Annotated in this window: 21 protein-coding genes; 17 read left to right on the top strand and 4 right to left on the bottom strand. The window is 62.4% G+C overall.

What is annotated here, in order from left to right:
• Positions 1–39: 39 nt before the first annotated feature.
• The 9 genes from Q7V20_RS04825 to Q7V20_RS04785 all read left to right on the top strand — a co-directional run bounded on the left by Q7V20_RS04825 (position 40) and on the right by Q7V20_RS04785 (position 7,869).
• Positions 40–606 (top strand): hypothetical protein, encoded by a 567-nt coding sequence (locus Q7V20_RS04825; RefSeq protein WP_304787749.1) that lies wholly within the window; start codon positions 40–42, stop codon positions 604–606.
• 9 nt (positions 607–615) lie between these two features.
• On the top strand, positions 616–789 hold the full coding sequence (locus tag Q7V20_RS04820; RefSeq protein ID WP_370652403.1) for an alpha/beta fold hydrolase: 174 nt from the start codon (positions 616–618) through the stop codon (positions 787–789).
• A gap of 26 nt (positions 790–815) precedes the next feature.
• Positions 816–1,295 (top strand): hypothetical protein, encoded by a 480-nt coding sequence (locus Q7V20_RS04815; protein WP_304787747.1) that lies wholly within the window; start codon positions 816–818, stop codon positions 1,293–1,295.
• A gap of 34 nt (positions 1,296–1,329) precedes the next feature.
• Positions 1,330–1,755: a hypothetical protein gene (locus tag Q7V20_RS04810; protein ID WP_304787745.1), complete on the top strand. Its 426-nt coding sequence runs from the start codon at positions 1,330–1,332 to the stop codon at positions 1,753–1,755.
• A gap of 31 nt (positions 1,756–1,786) precedes the next feature.
• Positions 1,787–2,089 carry an antibiotic biosynthesis monooxygenase gene (locus tag Q7V20_RS04805; protein WP_304787743.1) on the top strand — a complete coding sequence of 101 codons (303 nt, stop codon included), beginning with the start codon at positions 1,787–1,789 and terminating at the stop codon, positions 2,087–2,089.
• A gap of 19 nt (positions 2,090–2,108) precedes the next feature.
• Positions 2,109–2,429: a hypothetical protein gene (locus Q7V20_RS04800; RefSeq protein ID WP_304787741.1), complete on the top strand. Its 321-nt coding sequence runs from the start codon at positions 2,109–2,111 to the stop codon at positions 2,427–2,429.
• A gap of 139 nt (positions 2,430–2,568) precedes the next feature.
• Positions 2,569–2,841, top strand: coding sequence for a helix-turn-helix domain-containing protein (locus tag Q7V20_RS04795; RefSeq protein ID WP_304787739.1), 273 nt, complete (start codon positions 2,569–2,571; stop codon positions 2,839–2,841).
• Between the two features lie 2 nt (positions 2,842–2,843).
• The gene (locus tag Q7V20_RS04790) at positions 2,844–4,181 is read left to right on the top strand and encodes a HipA domain-containing protein (protein WP_304787737.1); all 1,338 of its coding nucleotides are present in this window, start codon (positions 2,844–2,846) and stop codon (positions 4,179–4,181) included.
• A gap of 49 nt (positions 4,182–4,230) precedes the next feature.
• Positions 4,231–7,869, top strand: a complete 3,639-nt coding sequence (locus Q7V20_RS04785) for a DUF748 domain-containing protein (RefSeq protein ID WP_304787735.1) — start codon at positions 4,231–4,233, stop codon at positions 7,867–7,869.
• Positions 7,870–7,876: 7 nt separating this feature from the next.
• Here Q7V20_RS04785 and Q7V20_RS04780 read toward each other — a convergent pair whose 3' ends face one another.
• Positions 7,877–8,692, bottom strand: coding sequence for a MerR family transcriptional regulator (locus tag Q7V20_RS04780; protein WP_304787733.1), 816 nt, complete (start codon positions 8,690–8,692; stop codon positions 7,877–7,879).
• Between the two features lie 114 nt (positions 8,693–8,806).
• Here Q7V20_RS04780 and Q7V20_RS04775 point away from each other — a divergent pair, with 114 nt between their 5' ends.
• Positions 8,807–9,403 carry a chalcone isomerase family protein gene (locus Q7V20_RS04775; protein ID WP_304787730.1) on the top strand — a complete coding sequence of 199 codons (597 nt, stop codon included), beginning with the start codon at positions 8,807–8,809 and terminating at the stop codon, positions 9,401–9,403.
• Positions 9,404–9,417: 14 nt separating this feature from the next.
• On the opposite strand, the gene ubiE is transcribed toward Q7V20_RS04775, so the two are convergent.
• The 3 genes from ubiE to Q7V20_RS04760 are packed head-to-tail and all read right to left on the bottom strand — an operon-like array spanning position 9,418 to position 12,694.
• Entirely contained in the window at positions 9,418–10,149 is a 732-nt protein-coding gene (ubiE, locus tag Q7V20_RS04770; RefSeq protein WP_304787728.1) for a bifunctional demethylmenaquinone methyltransferase/2-methoxy-6-polyprenyl-1,4-benzoquinol methylase UbiE, read from the bottom strand.
• On the bottom strand, positions 10,146–11,414 hold the full coding sequence (locus Q7V20_RS04765) for an NAD(P)/FAD-dependent oxidoreductase (protein ID WP_304787726.1): 1,269 nt from the start codon (positions 11,412–11,414) through the stop codon (positions 10,146–10,148). The genes ubiE and Q7V20_RS04765 overlap by 4 nt, the downstream gene beginning before the upstream one ends.
• Before the next feature lie 44 nt (positions 11,415–11,458).
• Positions 11,459–12,694 carry a GGDEF domain-containing protein gene (locus Q7V20_RS04760; RefSeq protein ID WP_304787724.1) on the bottom strand — a complete coding sequence of 412 codons (1,236 nt, stop codon included), beginning with the start codon at positions 12,692–12,694 and terminating at the stop codon, positions 11,459–11,461.
• A 182-nt stretch (positions 12,695–12,876) separates the two neighbouring features.
• Here Q7V20_RS04760 and Q7V20_RS04755 point away from each other — a divergent pair, with 182 nt between their 5' ends.
• The 7 genes from Q7V20_RS04755 to glnA all read left to right on the top strand — a co-directional run bounded on the left by Q7V20_RS04755 (position 12,877) and on the right by glnA (position 19,957).
• Positions 12,877–13,698, top strand: coding sequence for a TIGR00266 family protein (locus Q7V20_RS04755; protein ID WP_304787722.1), 822 nt, complete (start codon positions 12,877–12,879; stop codon positions 13,696–13,698).
• 98 nt (positions 13,699–13,796) lie between these two features.
• Positions 13,797–14,768, top strand: coding sequence for a YncE family protein (locus Q7V20_RS04750; RefSeq protein WP_304787783.1), 972 nt, complete (start codon positions 13,797–13,799; stop codon positions 14,766–14,768).
• Positions 14,769–14,775: 7 nt separating this feature from the next.
• Entirely contained in the window at positions 14,776–15,594 is an 819-nt protein-coding gene (locus tag Q7V20_RS04745; RefSeq protein WP_304787720.1) for a polysaccharide deacetylase family protein, read from the top strand.
• Between the two features lie 10 nt (positions 15,595–15,604).
• Positions 15,605–16,609 (top strand): sterol desaturase family protein, encoded by a 1,005-nt coding sequence (locus Q7V20_RS04740; protein ID WP_304787718.1) that lies wholly within the window; start codon positions 15,605–15,607, stop codon positions 16,607–16,609.
• Between the two features lie 25 nt (positions 16,610–16,634).
• On the top strand, positions 16,635–17,468 hold the full coding sequence (locus Q7V20_RS04735; protein ID WP_304787715.1) for an EI24 domain-containing protein: 834 nt from the start codon (positions 16,635–16,637) through the stop codon (positions 17,466–17,468).
• Positions 17,465–18,259 carry a molybdopterin-binding protein gene (locus tag Q7V20_RS04730; RefSeq protein ID WP_304787713.1) on the top strand — a complete coding sequence of 265 codons (795 nt, stop codon included), beginning with the start codon at positions 17,465–17,467 and terminating at the stop codon, positions 18,257–18,259. Before Q7V20_RS04735 ends, Q7V20_RS04730 begins: the two co-directional genes overlap by 4 nt.
• Before the next feature lie 279 nt (positions 18,260–18,538).
• The gene (glnA, locus tag Q7V20_RS04725) at positions 18,539–19,957 is read left to right on the top strand and encodes a type I glutamate--ammonia ligase (protein WP_304787711.1); all 1,419 of its coding nucleotides are present in this window, start codon (positions 18,539–18,541) and stop codon (positions 19,955–19,957) included.
• Positions 19,958–19,994: the final 37 nt, after the last annotated feature.

Below are 19,994 nucleotides of genomic sequence, written 5' to 3'. Positions count from 1 at the left end.
AATAGGTTCCGACGTCCTTAAAATCATTCACAAACAAAAATGAGTACAAATTCAAAGCTCTTTCTCTCCATTGCAATCCTTTGCATGGCAGGATGCGCTTCGCAACCACCGGTCGTGTCCAACCTTGTGATAGCAGCGCAGACAGACAAAATAGTTTTGCCTGAGCGCATCTCGTACAAGGTCAAGCAAGGTATCAAAGACACGCTATGGGAGCACGGAATCATGCCCGGAGCTTACGTTGCGGCGCTGAGGAATGAATTCGGAACCTTCTACCAGGGCGAAGGCCGGCCAATTTGGCTATTGCCAGTCGACTACAAAACCGCCGTGACAATTCGGCCGGGTGGCATTTGGATTCCCAGCGACAAGAGCGCGAAGCCTCGCATATATTCCATTTATGAGAGTGGCATATGCACCTCCGAAAGCCTTGAAAAATACCTTCAATCGTTCGCGCAATCAAAGGGTGGCTGCGTGATCCCCACACCGTACGGCGGAACGGTGGGAGCGATTATTGGAAGTGCGGACGTGGACAAAATCTATCTCTTCGATGAAAGCCCCGACATCGACTTCAACAAAAAGCTGGTGGCTGCGATAGCAGCCAAGAGATGAGGCTCGACCATGTCTGTGCTGGCCGTTGGCGGTGAGAAATCGTTCGGGGCGAACGAAGCGGCCGTGATGCGCAACGCGGCGACCGACGTGACCGAACTTGTCGTGCCGAATGCCGGGCATTGGCTGATGGAAGAAGCCCCCGCTGTGGTGATCAAGGAAGTCCGAGCCTTCCTGTCAAAATAGAAATCCTTGATAGAAGAGATGACGAAATGAAGTTTCTAGTCAGTTTGCTCGTGACGGCATTCTTGTTGGGATGCACAACCCAACACGCACCTTTCCAGGCCTACGAGCAGAAAGTGCCGTTGTCGCAAACTGCTGTGTTCATGGCGATGAATCAGACCGGTCCTTTGATTCAGTCGCGGATCAAGCAAACTGATGGGAAAGACATGCCCTGCGCGGTGGCCGGGTGCCCATACTGGGTCCGCGTGTTGCCAGGCACACACTCATTTGTGTTGGACTATCGATCCAATTTCGGCGTGGGCCTGGTGGCGGTTGGCGCGGTTTCCTGGACTGGGGCGGGGCTCGAGGTCAACGTGCCCAATATGCTGCCCAAGCATGTGTATCGGGCGTCCTACTGGGAATCCGATGGCAAGGTCCATGTGAATGTGGTCGATCTTGGGGAAAATTCAGAGGTTGGCCTCGATTTCAGCTACATGGGCTACCACAAGGCGCGCTTTGACGACCAATGACATGAAGAACCCTTTCTCACCGCCAGAGGCCCACGTGCAAGACCTCGCGGTTGAAAAACCACCCAGTTGGTACCGAACCGTGTTCCTGGTCGCCATCTTTTCGGCCATGTCGCTGGCGCTGAGTTGGCTGATCGCACCTTTCATCGCGAGCACGGTGGCGCTATTGCTTGGCATGGGATGGAGCGGAGAAACGCCGCCTGCTTTGTTGGCGCTCGACATGGCGCTTTCCTTGTTGGCCTTCATCCTGGGATGCTATGGCGCCGCTCGACTGTCGCGTGGACATTTTCTCTTCGCTGCCGCTGGTGTCGCCCTGGTTGGCTGGGTGGTCTATTTTGCCGAGGCAGGGGGCGTTCAGGGCATGCTCAAAAGCCAGTATCCGATTTGGTATGAGTTCTTCCCGTCTCATTTCTCTGCGGCACTGTTGGCGATCTACCTTGTGCGTCGCCGAAAGGCACCTTGATGGACACTCTTGCTGTGACAAGATACTTGGCATGCAGAAGCCGGGAGTCCATGTGCAGCACGTCTTGATCATCCACGAAGTTGAAAGCTACCCCGCCTGGAAAGCCATCTTTGACCAGGCGGCGCAGATCCGCAAAGACGCTGGCGAGATCAGCTACCAGCTGCTGCGTTACGACACCGATGCCAACAACATCGTGCACTTCTCGCGGTGGTCATCGCTGGCCAATGCGCGGCGGTTTTTCGAATCCCCTGAGCTGGTTGAGATCCGAAAGCATGCGGGCGTGAAGGCGCCAGACTTCATCTACCTGGACGAGATCGAGCATGGGGTTTTGTAGGCCAAGCCTGGTCCGGCGGGTGGCCTCCTCCTCATCGGCACTGGTCATCGTTCTGGCCGCCATGGTTGGCGCGGTTGGCGCCAACCCCGCGCGGCCTGTGCAAGATCAGGCCACCAGCGACCCGGTCGCCGCGGCTCGCTTGCTGGATTCAACAGCGGAGGTCACCATCCGCCGCCTGCCCACGTGCGAGATCGCCATCAACACCCGCGTCTCCGAGTGGAAGGCGTCGGCGTCGATCGCTTGCAGGAAGTCATCGGCCGCCGTCCCAGCCTGTGTGGCCGCTCAATTGACGGCGCGTGCCGGGCAGTTGAAGCAGCTCAGGTCGTGCCGATCGCTTTGATCCAAGCCTTTTATGCCTGGGATCGCAGGCATTGCTCAGGTTTGGGGTCAAGCATTTCTTGAAAATACCTGCAATCGCGGGCATTAAAGGCAAAATATCAATTGCCTATTCCATAATGCCTGCGATCGGAGGTATTTCAATGAAGCAAGCCATCCATTCCGTCGAAGACCTCGGCCTGGTCATCCGCGCTGTCCGCAAGAGTTCCGGCGTGCGGCAAGACGACCTGGCGAGCACGGTGGGCGTGAGCAAGCAGTTCACCGCCGACGTTGAGCGAGGCAAGCCCACCGCGCAAATGGGCCGCGTGCTGCTGCTGCTGAAAGAGTTGGGCATCGCGCTGAATGTTGATATTCCTGAATCGGCCTTGCCAGCACTCCAACAATTGCAAGCACGGCGTTCTGAAAGCAAGGCTTGAGCATGCGCAGCTTGCAGGTCTTCATTGACCACCGATTGGTCGGCACGCTGAGCGAGGGTGACGACCTGTGGACCTTCGAGTACGACCCGCTGTGGGCCGCCGCTCCCGATGGATTCGACTTGTCGCCAGCGTTTCCGCGTGCGCAACTTCGTCATGAAGACGGCGGGACTTTGCGGCCCGTCCAGTGGTACTTTGACAACCTGCTGCCTGAAGAGTTACTGCGCCAGACCGTGGCCAAAGAAGCGGGCATCAGGGGAGAGGACGCCTTCGCGTTGCTCGAACACTTGGGGGCGGAATCTGCCGGTTCGCTGACGCTTCTCGCGCCAAGCCAGGCCTTGCCCGATGAGGCCAGATTGCAGTTGTTGAGCGATGAGTCCTTGAGCGGGCGGATTCAAGCGCTGCCTCGCCAGACGCTGGCCAAGACTTCCCCCAAGCGGATGTCCTTGGCGGGCGCGCAGCACAAGCTGTTGGTGGTGATCAAGGCGGGCTTGTTGTACGAACCCGAAGGCGCCACGCCGTCCACCCACATCCTCAAGCCTGAGCACCCCGATGTGGAGAGCTACCCGGCCTCGGTTTTCAACGAGTTCTTGACCATGCGCCTGGCACGTGTGGCCCGCCTGTCGGTCCCGCCGGTGGCCATGCGCCATGTGCCGCAGCCGGTCTACCTCATCGAGCGTTTTGATCGTGTCATCGACCAGCGCTCCCTCGCTGGCAACAAAGATCCCTTGGCGGCGCCGTCGGTGCAGCGGCTGCACATCATTGACGCATGCCAACTGCTGAACAAGGCGCGCACGTTCAAGCACGTTGGGGCCTCACTCGATGCGCTGGTGGAGGTCATTGATCGGACGACGAACAAGATTGACACGCGGCAGCGGCTTTTCCGGTGGCTGGTGTTCAACATCCTGGTGGCCAACGATGATTGCCATTTGAAGAACTTGTCTTTCCACGTGCGACCTGATGGCGTGGCGCTGGCGCCTCACTACGATTTGCTGTGCACAGGTGCGTACCACACGCGTGCACTGGCCGATGACAAAGCGATCTGGGATCAAGTGCCCATGGCTTTCAGTTTGCCGGGGGCCAAGTATTTTGGTGATGTCACCTTGACCAGTGTTTTGCAAGCAGCAGCTGTGCTTGGGGTGCCAGAGCGAGTGGCCCGCCGCGTGGTGGCCGAGGTCACGACACGCGTCGCCAGTGCGTTCGAGGGCCTGGTCGCCGAGCAAGAGGCGCGTTGGCAGACGCTGCCCAAAGCATGGGCTCCTTACGCGGCCTCAGAGTCCCGACTGCTGCGCGTGGTGCAGCACATCATCCTGCCCGAGATGCTGTCTCGATTGCAAGGGTGATCAACGGCCTCCGGCTTATATTCCCGATGTTCTCCCTCGCCTTCGCACCATGTCCAGCACGCCAGTCACGCCAGCCGCCTCGTCCCACCGCAAACACTGGGCCTTGAAAGCCGGCATCGGCTTGGTGGTTTTCGCGCTGATCTGGACGGTGCTCCTGGGGTGGTGGTTGCCGCGTTGGGCCAGGGGCCAGGTCGAGTCGGTGGCTACCCAGACGCTGGGCACCCCGGTCACGCTGGCGGATCTGAGCGTTCAGCCCTGGACCCTGACGTTGTCCCTGAAGGATCTGAAGGTGGGCCCGCCCAAGGCCGAGTTGCTGCAATTGCCCGCAGCGCAGGTTCAGCTCTCGCTGGAATCCATCTGGCGCCTGGCCCCGGTGGTGCGGCGCATCACGCTGGAGCAGCCGCAGGTGTGGGTTGAGCGTCAGTCTGCCGAGCATTTCAACTTCACCGACATCGCCAAGCGGCTGCAGTCGGGGCCACCGCAGCCTGCGAAAGATCCCGCGCGCTTTGCCGTCTACAACATCCGCATCAACCACGGGTTGGTGCGCTATTCAGACCGCGTGCTGCAGCAAGAGCACCGCATCGAGGCGCTGAACGTGGGCGTGCCCTTCGTGTCCAACCTGCCCACCCATGTCACCGTGGACGTGGAGCCCTTGCTGGAGGCCCGTGTGGATGGCAGCCCCTTGCGCGTGAGCGGCCGCACCTTGCCGTTCAGCGAAGGCCTGCGCTCCACCCTGGAATTGAATTGGCGTGACGTGGATGTGGCCCATTGGATGCTGGCGGCCAAGCCCTTCATGCCCCCGTCGGCCATGGTGAACGTGGCCAAGGGCCGGCTGGACACCCACCTGACCGTGAGCTTTGAAGAGCGCAGGCCGCCCGCAGCGGCCACCTTGACGATCCGGGGTGGCTTGAAGGTGTCGGGCATTGACCTCGGCTGGCCTGCCGGGGGCGTGCAGGGGCGCTGGTCGGCCCTGGACATCGAAGGCATTGATGCATCGCCCTTGGCCCGTCAGGTGAAGATCGGCAGTGTGGCCCTGGCGGGCTTGCAGGTCGATGCGAAAGACCGGCCGGCCGCTGCTGCCAAGCCGGTGATAACGCCTGACAAGCCTGACAAGGTGGCCGAGGCTTCCAGCCTTGAGGCGCCCTGGGCCTGGTCGGTGGACAAGGTTCGCCTGGCCGCCACGAGCCTGCAGGCCGAAGCGCCGGGCGGTGGTGCCTTGCCCAAGCTGGGCCCCGTGAGCTTGAGCATCGATGGCCTGAACTCGAACAACAAGGCCGCGCCTGCCGCCCTGACGCTGGTGGCCAGGGATGCCCATGGTGGCCAGTTCAATGTGAGCGGGGTGGTGACGTCCATGCTGCCGCAAGCTACCTTGAAGGTCTCGGTCAGCAAGCTGCAACCGGTGCCGTGGTTGGCCGCCTTGGGCAAGGCCGTGCCCTTGCCTTTGCAGGTGTTGTCGGGCGAGCTGGCCTTGAGCACGGAGTTGCAAGCCAATGCCGAGGCCTTGAACCTGCTCAATGGGCAGGTGCAGTTGACGGGCCTCAAGACCAAGGCGGCCAAGGCCAAAGCCACGGACCATGTCGATCTGGCGGGCCTGGATGTGCAAGGCCTGGAAGCGCGCGTGGGCTTGGCCCCCACGGCCTTGGGCTTGCAGTCCCTGACCGTGGCCTCCGTGACGCTGGACAAGCTGGACGCGCAAGCCACCCGCGACCCGCAAGGCCAGTGGGTGATGCAGCCCGCGCCCGCTGGACCGAGCGCTGCCCCCGCACAGCCTGCTGCAGCGCAGGCCGCGCCCTTGATCAAGGTGGGCGAATTGCGTTGCAAGCTGTGCAAGGTGCAGGTGGATGACCAGTCGGTGACACCCGCCGCCCGCCTGTCCTTGCACCAGGCTGATCTGGGCTTGAAGAACCTGTCCAGCGATCTCACGCAAGTGATGGGTTTTGACCTGAACGGTTTGGGCCAAAGCAATGGCCGCGTCAAACTGAGCGGCGATGTGCGCGTGCAGCCTTTGCGGGTGAATTCGCAACTGGCCATTGCCGGGCTCGACTTGAAGGCCTTTCAGTCCTACATCGCGCCTTACCTGAACGTGGCTTTGGTGTCGGCCAAGACCAATGTCAACGGCAAGCTCAGCCTGGAAGCCGGGCCCGGCAAAGATCCCCATGCCGTCAATGCCCGCTACCAGGGCCGTTTTGCCCTGACCGACCTGCGCACGCAAGACAGCGTCAACCAGGCCGATTTTTTACGCTGGCGTTCCTTGGCCCTGGACGGCCTGGACGTGAACTGGAAGGCCGGTGCACTCAATGCCGACCTGGGCCGCATCGCGCTCAATGACTTTTACGGCCGCCTCATCATCAACCCCAACGGCAAGCTCAACCTGTCGGATCTGGTCAAGCATGAAGCGGGCGCTGAAACCAAGTCCCTGACCACGCCGCAAGCCAACGCGCCAATCGCCGCACCGGTGGCCGCCAGCGCCCCGGCATCATCGGCCAGTGCCCCTGCCACGTCTTCGCCCGCCATGGCCGGCATGAACCTGCGCTGGCAAGGCATCAAGCTGAGCAAAGGCCGCGTCGATTTCACCGACAACTTCATCAAGCCCAATTACTCCGCCCGCCTCACGCAGGTTGAGGGCGACGTCTCGGCCGTGGCCTCGTCCAAACCCGAGCCTGCCACCGTCAAGATCTCTGGCGCGGTGGATGACAGCGCACCCTTGCTGATCACCGGACAACTGCACCCGCTGGGCCCGCGCCTGTACACCGACATCCAGGGCTCGGCCAAAGGCATCGAGCTGACGCGCCTGACGCCTTATGCCGGCCGCTACGCTGGCTATGCGATCGAGAAGGGCACGCTGTCGGTGACGGTGCGCTACAAGGTCGACAACGGCAAGCTGGAGGCCGAGAACCACATCTTCCTGGACCAGCTCACCTTTGGCGACAAGGTGGACAGCCCCGATGCAACCAGCCTGCCTGTGCAGTTCGCCGTGTCCCTGCTCAAGAACAGCCGGGGCGAGATCGATGTGAACCTGCCGGTCTCGGGCTCGCTGGACGATCCGGAGTTCTCGGTGGGCGGCATCATCTGGCGTGTCGTCGTCAACTTGCTGACCAAGGCTGTGACCGCGCCATTCTCATTGCTGATGGGCGGCGGCCAGGACGAGTTGGGCTTCGTGCCCTTCGAGCCCGGCGATGACGACCTGAGCGACACCGCCCGCCAACGCCTGGACACCCTGGTCACCAAGCTGGCCGACCGCCCACAGGTCAAGCTGGAAGCGACCGGACGCGCGGACCCCGCCGTCGACGAAGAAGGCCTGCGCCAGCGCCACGTGATGCGCCTGATGCGACAGGCCAAAGCCAAGGCCACCGAGCAGTCACTGGGTTCGGTCACCATCGCCCCCGAAGAGCGCGACCAGTGGCTCACCGCTGCCTACAAAGCCGCCGACATCAAGAAGCCCCGCAACCTGGTCGGCTTGGCCAAGACCTTGCCCGCGCCAGAGATGGAGGCCTTGCTGAAAGCCGCCGCGCCGGTGGAGCAGGCCAGTTTTCTGACCTTGGCGAATCGCCGTGGCGATCGGGTCAAGGCTTACCTGGCCACCAAGCTGTCGCCCGAGCGGGTGCTGCTGACGGCCTCCAAAGTGGGCACCGACAAGTTGCCCGACGACAAGGGGCCGACCACGCGCGTGCAGTTCGCGCTGAAGTGATGAGCGGTCAGCGCTTCTTGCCGCCAGCCTTCAACCGCTTCTTGATCCCGTTGTCGAACTCCTGCTGAAGCACCACGGGGAAAGCTGCTGAGATGGAGCCGATGGCCAGCGGCCGCAAGCGCTCGAACACCGCGTGCAACTGCGCGATCTGCCGAGCGTCAATGGGGGACGAGGAGGCATCAGCGCCTGGCGCCTTGTCCTTGGTCATCATCTGGATCAGGTCCAGGAACAGTTGCTCGACGTAGGTTTTGGCGATGGCGCGCGTGTGCCGGATCAAGTCGTCCTGCAGGTCCAGCACGGTGTCCAGTGACACGCCCAGCTCGGCGAGCTGGATGCCGATGCGCTCCAGCGACGGGCTGAGCATCTCGACCTCGTCACCCTCGACCGGCCGGTACAGGCCGTTCTTGGCCAGGCGCTCTTTTTGCGCCGGGCTGGCGGTGGCGCCCCAATGGGCCGCCATCTCGGCCATGGCCTTGCGCTGCGAAGGCTCCACCGTGAAAAAGCTTTTGGAAAACAGGTGGGTGACCAGCGAGTACTCGGACCATGCGCCATCGGGTGTGTTGGCCAGCATGCTGCCAATGGCCTCCAGCCCGAAACCCTGCTGACGCAGGTCGCGGATCAACTCCAGCTTGCCCAGGTGCTCTTGCCCGTACAGGCCCAGGCGCCCTTGCAGGCGTGGCGGGGGCAACAAGCCGGCGGTTTGGTACGCGCGGATGTTGCGAACGCTCACACCGGTCTGGTTGGCCAAGTCTTCCACCGTCATGGCCGAAGCGTCGGCGGGGCGGCGGCGAGACCGTGAATGGTTGGCAGAAGAGGCGGTCATTGCAGGGTAACGGGATGCGGTAAACAGGATGATACCGTTGCAATGTTGCATTGACGATGTAACATATATTGTGTCGCATTGGTGCGGCGATTTTGCAAGACGTCAAGGATCGAGATGAAGGCAGTTGCTTCGATGGTGTTGGCCCTGGGCCTGTGGGGTGCGGCCGCGTTGCCGTCTGTGGCGCATGCGGCTCAAGTGGTGGCCGGCGTCACGTTCGATGACGGGTGCGAAGTGGCGGGGCAGCCGCTGGTGCTCAATGGCGCGGGCTTGCGCACCAAGCTGATCCTGAAGGTCTATGCCGTCGCGCTTTACCTGCCAGGCCGCGATCACCATCCCGGCGCGGTGCTGGCCCAGCCCGGGCCGAAAAGCGTTCACATCACCATGCTCAGGAACGTGCGCGGTCAAGATCTGTCGCACGCCTTGGTCAAGGGCATGGAGGCCAACCTGAGCCCCAAAGAGCTGGTGGCCATGCAGTCACGCCTGGACGACCTGCACACCGCCTTGCTGTCGGCGGGCGATGCCAAAAAAGGTGATGTGATCCAGCTGGACTACCTGCCGGGTTCGGGCGCACGCATCATGGTGGCTGGCAAACCGATCAGCAAGGACATCCCGGGCGAGGACTTTTACCAGGGCTTGCTGAAAATCTGGATTGGCGAGAAGGTCTCTGACCAAGACCTCAAGGCTGACCTGCTGGGCTTGTCTTCGCGCTGAAGGCTGAGCTCAGCTCAGCACTTGATGCCCATGTGCAGGGCGACCACGCCGCCCGTCATGTTGTGCACGTCCACGTGGCCAAAGCCGGCCGTTTTCATCAGACCCTTGAGCGTGGCCTGGTCGGGATGCATGCGGATGGATTCGGCCAGGTACTTGTAGCTGGCCGCGTCGCCCGCCACCAGTTGGCCCAGCTTGGGCAGCACATTGAACGAGTACCAGTCGTAGGCTTTCTCCAGCGGCTTGGCCACCTTTGAAAACTCCAGCACCAGCAAGCGACCGCCCGGCTTGAGCACGCGGCACATCTCGGCCAGGGCCAAGTCCTTGTGGGTCATGTTGCGCAGGCCAAAGGCCACGCTGACGATGTCGAACGTGCCGGTGGGGAAGGGCAGCTTCTCGGCATCGCAAATGGTGGTGGGCAGCACCACGCCTTCGTTGTGCAGGCGGTCGCGGCCGGTGCTGAGCATGGCCTCGTTGATGTCGGTGTGCACCACGGTGCCTGAGGCGCCCACACGCTTGGCGAAAGCCTGTGCCAGGTCGCCCGTGCCACCGGCGATGTCCAGCACCTTCTGGCCTTCTTTGGCGCCACTGGCGGCGATGGTGTAGGCCTTCCACAAACGGTGCAGGCCCATCGACATCAGGTCATTCATGACGTCGTACTTGTTGGCCACCGAATCGAACACCCCGCGCACGCGCTGGGCCTTTTGTGATTCGTCAACCGTCTCGAAACCGAAGTGTGTGGAGCTCATGGGTGGGATCTTACCAAGCTGCGGGCGCAGGCGGCCGCGCTGGCCCAGGCCCATTGAAAGTTGTAGCCGCCCAGCCAGCCGGTCACATCGACCACCTCGCCGATGAAATGCAGGCCGGGGACCTTTTTACTCTCCATGGTCTGCGAACTCAGCTCTTGCGTGTTCACACCCCCCGCAGTGACCTCGGCTTTGGCATAGCCTTCGGTGCCTTTTGGGGTGATGGACCAGGCGTTGGCGGATTGGCCCAGGGCTTCCAGGTCGCGGTCTTTCATCTCGGCCAGGGGCGCGTCGGTGCGCAAGGCGGGCGTTTTCAAGGCCGCCTGTTCGAGCCAGGTCTGGGCCAGGCGTTGCGGCACACCTTCGGGCAGGGCTTGTGCCCAGGCCGACGACAACTGCTTGCGCGAGCCTGTTTTGGCCTGTTTCAGGGCATCTGCCAGCTTGCCTTGGGGCGCGATGTCGATGGTCAGGGCCTGGCCGGGGCGCCAGTAGCTTGAGATCTGCAGCACGGCAGGGCCGCTCAAGCCTCGGTGCGTGAGCAGCAAATCTTCCAGGAAATGCACGCTGGCCGATTGTTTGCGCTTGCCGGTCGATTCCACGTTCACCGACACATCCACGGGCAGGGCGATGCCCGACAGCGCCGACCAGGGCGCCCACTCGCCAGCATCGAAGGTCAGGGGCACCAGGGCGGGCCGCAGCGGGACCAGGGTGTGGCCCAGTTGCAGCGCAAGTTTCTGGCCGAAATCGGTGGCGCCGATCTTGGGAATCGACAGGCCGCCCGTCGCAATGACCACCTGGTGGGCTTGCACCACGCCTTGGTCGGTGTCCAGCTCGAACAGGTGACCGGTCTCGTCGTTGGTGCGTCGCACTTGCTGGACCCCGCAAGGTTGCCACCGTGCCACTCCACCGCTCTCGCATTCTTTCAACAGCATCTGGATGATGTCGTCGGCGCGCCGGTCGCAAAACAACTGGCCCTTGTGCTTCTCGTGCCAGGCGATGCCGTGGCGTTCAACCAGCCCGATGAAATCCTGCGGCGTGTAGCCCGCCAGGGCTGAACGGCAGAAGTGGGGGTTCTCGCTCAGGAAATTGGCGGGCGTCACGTCCCGATTGGTGAAGTTGCACCGGCCACCGCCTGAGATGCGGATTTTTTCCGCCACCTTCTCGGCATGGTCGATCACCAGGACTTTGAGCCCCCGTTGCCCGGCGATGCCCGCGCAAAACAGACCGGCCGCGCCTGCGCCGATCACCACCACGTCAAATTGCTGCATGGGCGGGATTGTCGCGCCTTATCAGCCTGGGCTCATGAGTGCAGTCAGTGCGTGCTCATCCCGAAAGGGCGGGTGCGGGTGAACACCGCTTCGCCATCCGCGGCCTCGGCGGCCACGGCACGGCTGCGGCCCTGGCGCTTGGCCTCGAACAGGGCCTGGTCGGCGCGGTGGGTGGCTTCGGGCAGTGACTCGCCCGGCATGATCTGCACCACGCCAAAACTCAGGCTCAAGGGGGCCTGTTGCAGGCCATGGCGTTCGGTGTCCACGTGGCGCACCATGCGGTCAGCCACATGCAGGGCGTCGTTCACGCTCGTTTCAGGCAGCAGCGCGATGAACTCGTCGCCCCCAATGCGGCCCAGCAGGTCGCGGCTGCGCAGCATCTTGCGCGCACCACCGGCCACCAGTTTCAGGGCCTCATCGCCCGCACCATGCCCGAACTCGTCGTTGATCTGCTTGAAATGGTCGATGTCGAACAGCATCAGCGAGGCGCTGCCCGGGGCGCACAGGCGCAGGGTCTGGCTGGCGATCTCGTTGAAGTGTCGGCGGTTGGGCACCTGCGTGAGCATGTCGAAATCGGCCAGCACGCGCAGTTGCCGGTGCGATTCGCGCAGGTCGTGCTCGGTGCGCTCGTAGGTCAGAAGCAGGCACATGTACACCGAGAACATCACGCCAATCACCAGGCCCAGCATCGACGAGGGCAACTGGATCAGGCTGGGATCGTTCACGGTCATGCCCCACGAGGCCATGCCCGTCAGCATGCGCGGCACCTGGAAGATGGCGCCGCCCAGCAGGAAAAAGAGGATGACCTTGAGGTAGACGCTTTGCCGCCAGTCGCGGATGCAACTGACGATCCAGGCGCAATACAGGTAGCCGCAGATGTTGATCAGGCTGAACATGGCCACGCGCGCGCCCACGTCTTCGGGGTTGGCCAGCCAAACCCACATCCAGCCGGAGAAGCCGATGAACAACAGGAAGTGGTCAACCCAGGGTTCGGTGGGCAGGTTGCTGCGCACGTAAAAACGGCGCATGCCGCCCAGCATGGTCAAAGGCCACTGCAGCGACAGCAGGACCGACACGGCCAGCATGGAAGGGTGCGCGTCCTTGAACAGCAGTGCCCCAGCGCTGATCGTGTTGCCCCATTGCGCGACGGTCCACCACCAGTAGCCACGGTAGGTGCGCTGCGTCAGGCCGACCAGGGTCATGATGCCCGAGGCGGTGAGCAGAACCAGCCCCAGCGCCAAGGCCAGGGTGGGGGAGTGAAGGGGCTCTAAGTGAAACATCGATGAACGCTGATCTTGCTCGTGGCGTGGGTGGCTTTGGGCGACAATTGACGGGGCTCGGCCACACCCGATCATGAATGAGTTTGAAGGGGTTGTGGTGCCCTTAGTTTCCCCAGCACCGCCTTTAGAGGGTGATCAAAGCTGGATAAACATTGCGTATTTAACGAATCAGGAGACCAGAGATGGCCATGGATGTGGTGGATTTCGAGATCAAAGGTGCAGAGATGCAGTTCGTCGAGGTGGAGCTCGACCCCGGCGAGGCGGCCATTGGCGAGGCCGGCAGCATGATGTTCATGGACGCTGGCATCGACATGGACACCATCTTTGGCGATGGCTCCAACAACCAGCAAGGCGGCCTGTTCGGCAAGCTGCTGGGGGCGGGCAAGCGCCTGATCACGGGCGAATCCCTGTTCACGACCATTTTCACCAACCAGGCGTCAAGCAAAAAACGCGTTGCGTTTGCAGCGCCGTATCCAGGCAAGATTTTGCCCATGGACCTGAGCAAGCTGGGCGGCCGCTTGATCTGCCAGAAAGACTCTTTTCTGTGTGCCGCCCGCGGCGTGTCGCTGGGCATCGCACTGCAAAAGAAGCTGGGCACCGGTTTCTTTGGTGGCGAAGGTTTCATCATGCAAAAACTGGAGGGCGATGGCATGGCTTTCGTTCACGCGGGTGGCACCGTTGTGCGCCGCGACCTCAAGCCGGGTGAGACCCTGATGATCGACACGGGCTGCGTGGTGGCCTACACCAGCGAAGTCGATTTCGACATTCAATACGTGGGCAAGATCAAGACCGCCTTGTTTGGCGGGGAGGGCTTGTTCCTGGCCAAGGTGACGGGCCCCGGTCAGGTCTGGCTGCAAAGCTTGCCGTTCTCTCGCCTGGCCTCCCGCATCTTTGCCGCAGCGCCGCAAAACCGTGGTGGCGGTGGCCGAGAAGAAGGCTCCTTGCTGGGCGGCTTTGGCGCCGGTGGTTTGCTGGGTTCGGTGTTGGGCGGCAGCGACGACTGAGGGTCTCGATGGGGCAGTGAACGCCGCGCGTACACTGCCCGGCTTGATCCCAGGTGACCCAATTGACGAAGTTCATTCAACAGCGTGCGTCACGGTTGATGCACGCGGCGGCTTTGCTGCTGGCATTTTGCATCTCCAACGCGAGCGCGGCCCCCATTTTTGCCTTGAATTCACTGGATGCGACCATCAGCGTCATCGACCCCGTGACCTTCAAAGAGGTCCGGCGCATTCCCACCGGCAAGGAGCCGCACCACCTGTACTTGTCGCCGGACGAAAAGTCACTGATCGTGGCCAATGCCCTGAGCGATTCGCTGACCCTGATCGACCCCAAGACGGGCCAGGTCCAGCGTGTGATCGAAAACATCGCCGATCCCTACCAGTTGCGCTTTTCGCCCAACATGAAGTGGTTCGTGACCACGGCCAACCGCCTCAACCACATTGACATCTACCGCGTTTCCGTGCGGGCCGGTGGGGGATTCGACCTCACCCTGGCCAAGCGCGTGCCCACCGGCAAGACGCCCAGCCACCTCAGCATCGACAGCAAAAGCACCGTGGTCTATTCGACCATGCAAGACAGCGATGAATTGGTCGCCATCGACCTGGCCACGCAGACACTGCGCTGGAAAGTCCCCGTGGGCAAGATGCCTGCCGACGTCTTCATCACCCCCGACGACAAGCGCCTCCTGATCGGCCTGACGGGCGACATGTATGCCGAGGTCTACGATGTCACCGGTGCCAGGCCCGAGATTGTTCGGCGCATCGTCACGGGTGCTGGCGCCCACGCTTTCCGGGCCTGGGGCGACAAGCGCCACGTGCTGCTGAGCAACCGCACCGCCAACACCATAAGCCGGATCGACATGAAAACCCTTTCCGTGGTGGACACCTACCCCGCACCGGGCGGGCCTGATTGCATGGACCTCTCGGCCGACACCAAGACCATCATGGTCACCTCGCGCTGGGCCCGCAAAGTCACCTTCATCGACACCGTCACCAAGAAGGTGGTGCGGCAAGTGAAGGTGGGCAGCTCACCCCATGGCGTGTGGACCCTGGACCACGCGCCGATGAACTGAGGCCAGCATGATGAGTCTGTGGTCATCGCCCCAACCCTGGTTTCACGCCATCGTGGCCTTGGCTTCGGCTTGGTGCAGTGCGGGGGCCTTGGCTGAAGAGCCCTGTCCGAAGCCTGTTTACCTCACGATCGACACCGGCCACATGGGCGTGGCCCCCTTGATCGGCGATGTGCTCAAACGCCAGCACGTCAAGGCCACCTTCTTCCTGGCTAACGAACGCACGCAAGCCGTGGGCGGCAAGGCTGCGGGCACCTCGCTGGACGACCAGTGGGCCCCTTGGTGGAAGGCCCTGGCCGCTGATGGCCATGATTTTGGTTCCCACACCTGGAACCATGTGGTCTGGCGTGCCGGCGAGCCCAAAGGCTTTGTGCTGCAACCCACGGCCGGCCCTCAAGCGGGGCAGAGGCTGCACCTTGGCCAGGCCGACTATTGCGAAGAGCTGGCCAAGCCCGCGCGCCGTTTTGAGGCGATGACCGGGCGGCCCATGCGAGCCTTGTTTCGGGCCCCGGGTGGCAAGACCTCGCCCGCCTTGCTCAAAGCCGCCAAGGCTTGCGGCTGGCAGCACGTGCCGTGGACGGCGGCGGGTTTCCTGGGTGACGAGTTGTCCAGCGATCGCTACCCCAACCGCGCCTTGCTGGACCGCGCCTTGCGCCACATCCGCAGTGGCGACATCCTGCTGATGCACCTGGGCATCTGGTCCCGCCAGGATCCTTGGGCCCCTGCGGTGCTGGAGCCCTTGATCATCGGCCTGAAAGCCAAGGGCCTGTGCTTTGCCACCTTGCGCGATCACCCCGGGTACGCGCACGTGGGCACGGCCCCACGCTGAGGCATTGGCCATGATCGATCTCGACATCATCGCCAGCTTGAGTGACGCCTTTGGCAACGTCCAGCAATGGTTGTTCGAAACGCTGGTGCAGCCCATCGTCTACGGCCTGGGCATGGGCAATCTGCTGGAAGATGCCTTCGAGGCCACCGGTTGGCTGATGGTTGGCCTCATCCAGTTGCTGGTGATGCTCTGCCTGCTGGCGCCTCTGCAGCGTTGGCGCCCGGTCGAGCCCTTGCGCGACCGCATCGCGGTGCGGGTGGACATGGTCTACACCTTCATCCACCGCCTGGGCCTGTTCAGACTGCTGATGTTCTTCTCGATCGACCCCCTGCTGGACGAAGCCTTTGGCTCGGCCCGTGTGCAGGGCATCGACGGCATTCAGCTGGATGCGCTGATGCAGGGCTGGTGGCCCGGCGTGACCGACACGGCCCTGGCCAGCTTCGCCCTGTACCTGGTGGTGTTCGACCTGGTGGACTACTGGATCCACCGTGGTCAGCACGGCCTGAATCGCTGGTGGGCTCTGCATTCGCTGCACCACAGCCAGCGCCAGATGACGATGTGGAGCGACAACCGCAACCACCTCCTCGATGACCTGCTCCGGGACACCATCATCGCGTTCACCGCCCGTGCCATTGGCGTGCCGCCCGGGCAGTTCATCGCCATCGTGGCCATCACGCAATTGATGGAGAGCCTGGCCCATGCCAACCTGCGCCTGAGTTTTGGCTGGTTGGGCGAGCGTTTGCTCGTCAGCCCGCGCTTTCACCGCATTCATCATGGCATCGGGGTAGGGCATGAGGGCCCGACCCCGGGCAGCCTGGGTGGTTGCAACTTCGCGGTGCTGTTCCCGGTCTGGGACAGACTGTTCGGCACGGCCCGCATCGACACCCGCCATGACCTGACCCTGGAGCCCACCGGCGTGCGCGATCAACTGCCAGAATTTGGCAGCAAAGACTATGGTCGTGGCTTTTGGGCCCAGCAGTGGCTGGGTTTGAAAAGACTCTTCCAAGGCAGCTGAACCCGACCTTGGGTATCCTGTCGTCATGCAAAAGACGATTGATGCTTTCTGGCGCGCGGCGGCCTACTGCCTGCATCCCCGCGTGATCTGGCTGTCCCTGCTGCCATTGTTGGTGGCGGCGGTGCTGTCGGTGGGGCTGGCTCACTTTTACTGGGAAGGCGCGGTGGCCGGGGTGCGCCAGGGCCTGGACAGCTGGGCCATCAGTCAGACCTTGCTGAGTTGGCTGGACACCGTGGGGGCTTCGGGCTTGCGCGCATTCATCGCGCCCTTGATTGTGGTGGTGCTGGCCGTGCCGCTGCTGGTGGTGCTGTCACTGCTGCTGGTGGCCACCTTGATGATGCCTGCGCTGGTCCGCCTGGTGGTTCAGCGCCGTTTCGCGGGCCTGGAAGTGCGGCACGAGGCGCCCTGGTGGACCTCGCTGTCCTGGTCGCTGGGTGCCACCCTGCTCGCCGTGCTGGTGATGGTGGTCAGCTTGCCCCTGTGGCTGATCCCGCCGTTTGGCCTGGTCCTGCCGCCGCTCATCTGGGGTTGGCTGACCTACCGCGTCATGGCCTATGACGCGCTGGCAGGGCATGCCACGGTTCAAGAGCGCGTCACCTTGCTGCAAGACCACCGCATGCCTTTGCTGATCATGGGGGTGATCTCGGGTTACCTGGGTGCTGCGCCCACGGCCCTGTGGGCGGTGCTTGGCGCCATCTCGGTCGTGGTGGCGCCCTTGCTTATCGTGGTTTCGGTCTGGGTCTACACGCTGGTGTTCGCCTTCTCGTCACTGTGGTTCAGCCACTACCTGCTGGCCGCCCTGCGTGACATGCGCGCGGCCGACCCCACACCTCAACTCGTCACCCTGGATCTCGCATGATCGGCATCATCATCATTGGCGACGAGATCCTCAGCGGACGTCGCGAAGACAAGCACCTGGTCAAGGCCATCGAATTGCTCAATGAGCGTGGCCTGCGCTTGTCGTGGGCCCGCTATGTGGGCGACGAACCCGAGCAGATCACCGCCGAGCTGCGTGCCGCCTTGGCGGGCGGCGATGTGGTGTTCTCGTTCGGCGGCATTGGCGCCACGCCCGATGACCACACCCGGGCCTGCGCCGCGGCCGCTTGGGGCCGCCCACTGGTGCTCCACCCCGAGGCGCGCGAGCTGATCCTGGCGCGCGTCAAAGTGATGGCCGACAAGGAGGGTGTGCCCTTCTTGCCCGACCACCCCGACACCCTGCGCCGCCTGGACATGGGCCGCTTTCCCGAGGGCGCCACCATCGTCCCCAACCCCTACAACCAGATCCCGGGTTTTTCGATCGAGCGGCGCGTGCATTTCCTGCCGGGCTTTCCCGTCATGGCTTGGCCCATGATGGCTTGGGCACTGGACGAACTGCATGCCGATCTGCACGGGCGGGCGCGTCAGGTCGAGCATTCGGTGATCGTCTATGCCATGGCCGAGTCGGTGCTGACGCCGATGATGGTGGAGCTGGAGCAACGCTTTCCGGGCGTCCGCGTGTTCAGCCTGCCCAGCGTGGACCACCCGGTGCATGGCCGCCACATTGAATTGGGCGTCAAAGGCCTGGCGCCGGCTGCCGAACAAGCCTTCGCATGGATGCAAACGGGTTTGTCTCAAATTGGTGCATCAGTTGGCCCAACAATGGTGCGTTAAGATTTATGATTCATTAATGCACTGTATTGGTGCTAATTAATGGTTTCCTGGCTTGGGCTCAGCCTCCTTTTTGGCCGACTTTCCCCGTCGTGTGATGCGTTGGGGTGCATCAAGCACTGAACTTGGGGCATTGCACCGTTGGCGGATCACCGAATTCCCTAAGGTAGGCGTCCGGACGACGGCACGCTTTCTGCTATTACACTGCGCGCTGTTTCTGATCTGGAAACAACCTCATTCGATTACCTCGCTTTAACTTAAGCCTCTGGCTAGGAGCTTCTGATGGCCAATAAGACCGTCGCCGACGTGATGAAGTTGGTGAAAGACAACGAAGTCAAATTCGTTGATTTCCGTTTCACTGACACCCGCGGCAAAGAACAGCACGTCACCGTGCCCGTGTCGCACTTCGACGAAGACAAATTCACCTCGGGCCACGCCTTCGACGGCTCCTCGATCGCTGGATGGAAGGGCATTGAAGCCTCTGACATGCAGTTGATGCCTGACCCCAACACGGCCAACATCGACCCGTTCTTCGAAGAGCCCACCCTGATCCTGTCTTGCGACGTGGTCGAGCCTGCCGACGGCAAGCCTTACGAGCGCGATCCTCGCTCGCTGGCCAAGCGCGCTGAAGCCTACATGAAGGCCTCCGGCCTGGGCGACACCGCTTACTTCGGCCCCGAACCCGAATTCTTCGTGTTCGACAGCGTCCGCTGGGGCAACGACATGTCCGGCTGCTTCTCGAAGATTGACTCCGAAGAAGCTTCGTGGAACACCGGCAAGGAATACGAGCACGGCAACACGGGTCACCGTCCTGCTGTCAAGGGTGGCTACTTCCCCGTGCCTCCCGTCGACAGCTTCCAGGACATGCGCTCGGAAATGTGCCTGATCCTCGAATCGCTGGGCATTCCCGTCGAAGTGCATCACCACGAAGTGGCCAACGCCGGTCAGATGGAAATCGGCACCAAGTTCAGCACGCTGATTCAGCGCGCCGACTGGGTCCAGCTGCAAAAGTACGTGATCCAGAACGTCGCTCACGCCTATGGCAAGACCGCGACTTTCATGCCCAAGCCCATCGTTGGCGACAACGGCTCCGGCATGCACGTTCACCAATCGGTCTGGAAAGATGGCAAGAACCTGTTCGCAGGCGACGGCTACGCTGGCCTGAGCGAATACGCGCTGTTCTACATCGGCGGCATCATCAAGCACGCCCGTGCCCTGAACGCCATCACCAACCCTGGTACGAACTCGTACAAGCGTCTGGTGCCTGGCTTCGAAGCCCCGGTGAAGCTGGCCTACTCGGCCAAGAATCGCTCGGCCTCGATCCGGATTCCTCACGTGGCGAACCCCAAGGGCCGTCGCGTGGAAGCCCGCTTCCCCGATCCACTGATGAACCCCTACCTGGGCTTCTCGGCCCTGCTGATGGCGGGTCTGGACGGCGTGGAAAACAAGATCCATCCTGGCGAAGCCGCCACGAAGGACCTGTACCACCTGCCGCCCGAAGAAGACGCACTGATCCCCACCGTGTGCCACAGCCTGGATCAGGCTCTGGAATACCTGGACAAGGACCGCGCGTTCCTGACCAAGGGTGGCGTGTTCACCGATGCCTACATCGACGCTTACATCGAGCTGAAGATGCAGGAAGTCACCCGCTTCCGCATGGCCACTCACCCGGTCGAGTTCGACATGTACTACAGCCTGTGATTCCTCCCGGGATCACGCCATGGCGTGTGTAAAAGGG

Source organism: Aquabacterium sp., assembly GCF_030652515.1.
Taxonomy (GTDB): domain Bacteria; phylum Pseudomonadota; class Gammaproteobacteria; order Burkholderiales; family Burkholderiaceae_C; genus Aquabacterium.
Note: the sequence above shows the minus strand (reverse complement) of the source record. Positions and strands in the feature narration are given on the sequence as shown.